The sequence below is a fragment of the Pseudomonas sp. Nvir genome (genome assembly GCF_963778085.1).
Taxonomy (GTDB): domain Bacteria; phylum Pseudomonadota; class Gammaproteobacteria; order Pseudomonadales; family Pseudomonadaceae; genus Aquipseudomonas; species Aquipseudomonas juntendi.
In genome coordinates, this window is record NZ_CAVZVN010000026.1 from 1 (window position 1) to 1,235 (window position 1,235).

1 protein-coding gene is annotated in these 1,235 nt (G+C 58.9%); it reads right to left on the reverse strand.

What is annotated here, in order from left to right; translation table 11 throughout:
- Positions 1-1,197, reverse strand: a 1,197-nt coding sequence (nuoG, locus tag AACG97_RS00220) for an NADH-quinone oxidoreductase subunit NuoG (RefSeq protein ID WP_338463235.1), incomplete at its 3' end; no start/stop codon positions are given.
- Positions 1,198-1,235 lie beyond the last annotated feature (38 nt).

The window sequence follows — 1,235 nt, forward strand, 5'->3', positions numbered from 1 at the left end:
CCCTTTCACCGCCTGGCGGACTGCCAGGGCCACGCGCGCGCCGGTCTGGGTAATGTCTTCGCCCAGCACCAGTACCGCATCGTAGGATTCGATATCGCGCAGGCTTGGGGTATGGACCCCACCTTCACGCAGCACTTTCAGCATCATCTGCAGGCGCGCTTGTTCGCCTTTGGCGATGCCGGTATAGAAGTTGTCGGCGCCCACCAGCTCACGCAGCGCAAAGTTGCTTTCGATGCTGGCGCGCGGGGAGCCAATACCGATCACTTTCTTCGACTGGCGCAGGATATCTGCCGCGCCCTGCATCGCCTGCTCGGCGTTGAGAGTGATCAGATCGTCGCCGCGGCGCTGCACCGGCTGACGCGGACGGTCTTTCAGGTTGACATAGCCATAGCCGAAGCGACCGCGGTCGCAGAGGAAGTAGCGGTTAACGGTCCCGTTATAGCGGTTTTCGATACGACGCAGCTCGCCATAGCGTTCGCCCGGGCTGATGTTGCAGCCGATGGAACACTGCTGGCAGATGCTCGGCGCAAACTGCATGTCCCACTTACGGTTGTAACGCTCGGAGTGCGTTTTGTCGGTGAAGACGCCGGTCGGGCAGACTTCCACCAGGTTGCCGGAGAACTCGCTTTCCAGGGTGCCATCTTCCGGGCGACCGAAGTAGACGTTGTCGTGCGCGCCATAGACGCCCAGGTCGGTGCCGTCGGCATAATCTTTGTAGTAGCGCACGCAGCGGTAACAGGCGATGCAGCGGTTCATTTCGTGCGAAATGAACGGCCCCAGATCCTGATTGCGGTGGGTACGCTTGGTGAAACGATAGCGGCGGAAACTATGGCCGGTCATCACCGTCATATCCTGCAGGTGGCAGTTGCCCCCTTCTTCACAGACCGGGCAGTCGTGCGGGTGGTTAGTCATCAACCACTCCACCACGCTTTCGCGGAACTGCTTCGCTTCGCCGTCGTCAATAGAAATAAAGGTGCCGTCGGATGCCGGAGTCATACAGGACATCACCAGGCGACCACGCGTGTCTTCCGCGTTCTGATATTGCTTCACCGCACACTGGCGGCAAGCACCGACGCTCCCTAGCGCCGGGTGCCAGCAAAAGTAGGGAATATCAAGACCAAGAGAGAGACAAGCCTCTAGCAGGTTGTCCGCCCCGTTGACCTCGTATTCTTTGCCGTCTACATGAATCGTAGCCATTTGCGTGCTTCCAAAAAAAAAAACCTTTGATTACCAGC